Genomic DNA, 2587 nt, shown 5'->3' with positions numbered 1-2587 from the left:
TGCGCATTCCGAGACATCCGGTCGGCTATTCCGACAACATCCGGTCAGTCATTCCGGAGTATCCGGTCACCTGAGGATCGTTGCCGCGAAGGCATGGTTTTTGATGTCAGGCTGGGAGGCCTTCGTCAACTTTTTCTGTTGCATCGGTCGAGCGGCGCATTGAATGGCCATCCAGTTCGAGGCGATAGGCGTTGTGGACCAAGCGGTCGAGTATGGCATCGGCGAACGTGGGTTCGTCGATGACGTCGTGCCATGCGGTGACCGGGAGTTGGCTGGTGATCAGGATCGAGCCTCGCCCATGGCGGTCCTCGACGATCTCCATGAGATCGCGGCGCTGTCCGGCGTTCAGGCGATCGGGGCCCCAATCATCGAGAATGAGCAGGTCAGCTTTCACAAGGGATCGGAACAGGCGGGGAAAGCGTCCGTCGCCATGGGCCAAGTCGAGATCGGCGAACAGACGGGGCAGCCGCTGATAGATGACGGTGAGGTTGTCGCGGCAGGCTTTTTGGCCCAGGGCGCAGGCAAGCCAGGTCTTCCCGACCCCGCAGGGGCCGGTGATCATCAGGTTGCGGGCGTCTTTGATCCAGCGTCCGGTGGCGAGTTGCTGGAACAAGGCCCGGTCCAGTTTGCGCGGTGTGCGGAAGTCGACGTCTTCAATGGCTGCCCCGATGTGGCGCAGCTTTGCCGCTCGCATGCGGGTCTGGAACCGCCGGGTGTTGCGGGTGACGACCTCGCGGTCGATCAGTAGGCCAAGCCATTCGGCGTGGCTCAGGTCGGCGGTGGCATCTTGCGCCTGCAAGTCGACGAAGGCCTCGGCCATGCCGTCGAGCTTCATCTGCCGGAGCTGGTCCAAGGTGGGGTGGGTCAACATCGTTTGTCCTTTCAATGGAAGTAACCGGGGCCGCGGATATTGCCGTGCTGGATCGCGGGCCCGTCCGCGGCGGGTTCGGGCCGGTTGCGATGCAGGTTGTTCTTCAGGATGGAATTGACCGACGAATAGGACCGCGCCCCGATCGTGAGCGCCCGCTCGCAAGCCGCCTCCAGCGCCTCGGCACCGTGCGGTTTGGCCAGGCGCATGATGCCGAGGCAGGAGCGGAAACCCTGCTCGGGGTGGCTGCGGTCGCGCAGGATCACTTCGACCAGTGTCGCGGTATTGGGCCCGATCTTCGCAGCCCAGTTCTTCAATCGCTGGGGCGACCATTCGGAATAACGCCGATGGCTGGCCGGCATGTGATCGGCGATGGTGGTGTGCTTGCGATTGGACGACGTCCTGGCGTGGGCTGCGACACGTTTGCCGTGGTGAAAAATCTCGACAGTCCGCGCCGTGAGCCGGACCCAGACCTTCTCGCGCAGCAGGTTGTGCGGGACCGAGTAGTAATGCTTGTCCACCTCGACGTGGTAATCGAGCCCGACAGTGCATTTCTTCCATTCAGAAAAAACGTAGGGCTCTGCAGGCAAGGGCCGCAGGGCGGATCGCTCGACCTGATTGAACAGGGCCCTGCGGCTGGCACCAAGATGCCGGGTCACCCGATCATTGAGCCGGTCGAGGAGGCTGCGGATCGCCGCGTTCAGTTCCGCCAGCGAGAAGAACTGCTGGTTGCGCAGACGCGCCGCGATCCAGCGCTCTGCGATCTGAACCGCCACCTCGACCTTTGCCTTGTCCTTGGGTTTGTAAGGCCGTGCTGGCACGACAGCCGTGCCGTAATGCGCGGCCATGTCGGCGTAGGTCCGGTTCACTGCCGGTTCAAAGAAGCAGGCCTTGGTCACGCCGGACTTCAGGTTGTCGCAGACCACTTGCGCCGGGACGCCGCCGAAGTAGCTGAAAGCCCGGCAGTGCGCGCCGATCCAGTCTGACAGGCTCTGGCTCCAGCTTGCCTCGGCATAGGTCAGGTTCGAGGCCCCGAGTGTGGCCACGAACAACTGCGCCTGACGAACCTCGCCCGTGCCTGCGTCGATGACCGCCAGCGTGGTGCCCGCGTAGTCGACAAATACCCGCTCCCCGGCAACATGGTGCTGGCGCATCACCGGCGTCAGACGCCCTGTCCAGCGGCGATGCAGATCGCAGAACCGGCTGTATCCATAGCCTTCCGGGTGAACGGCGCGGTATTCCTCCCACAGCAGGGAAAGCGTCACGCCCGGGCGCTTGAGCTCGCGATGGATCGTCGGCCAATCCGGTTGAGCCTCGACAAGCCGACTGACGCCCCCGGCCGGATGGAACAGCAGCGCTTCCAGTTCACCGTCCGTCATCTCCGCGGCAAGGGGCAAGGTGAGTGCAGCCCGTTCAATCCGCTTCAGATACTCGCTGGCCGTGCTCTGCCCGACGCCGAGGCTCGTTGCGATCTTCCGGGTTGATAATCCGCTGGCATGAAGCCGCAGTGCTTCTCTGATCTTCCGCATCGTCAGTCTCTTCATGGGGCCGCCTGCTCTGTTTGAAAGAGCAAGTGTAGCCCGCCACAGGACTGCCCAGCAGCGTCAGATCCACACCCAAAAAGGGTGACCGGATACTCCGGAATCGGTGACCGGATCAGATTGGAATGGGTGACCGGATCAAATCGGAATCCCCGACCGGATCACCCCGGAATGCGCA

The 2587-nt window shown here is 63.0% G+C and carries 2 protein-coding genes; both read right to left on the bottom strand.

Annotated features, from left to right (window positions below; translation table 11 throughout):
• Window positions 1-106: 106 nt before the first annotated feature.
• Window positions 107-871, bottom strand: coding sequence for an IS21-like element helper ATPase IstB (istB, locus tag ABIE58_RS20205; protein ID WP_354546404.1), 765 nt, complete (start codon window positions 869-871; stop codon window positions 107-109).
• Between the two features lie 11 nt (window positions 872-882).
• Window positions 883-2412 (bottom strand): IS21 family transposase, encoded by a 1530-nt coding sequence (gene istA, locus ABIE58_RS20200; protein ID WP_502950127.1) that lies wholly within the window; start codon window positions 2410-2412, stop codon window positions 883-885.
• Window positions 2413-2587: the final 175 nt, after the last annotated feature.

The organism is Roseovarius sp. MBR-78 (assembly GCF_040547535.1).
Lineage (GTDB): Bacteria > Pseudomonadota > Alphaproteobacteria > Rhodobacterales > Rhodobacteraceae > Roseovarius.
Note: the sequence above shows the minus strand (reverse complement) of the source record. Positions and strands in the feature narration are given on the sequence as shown.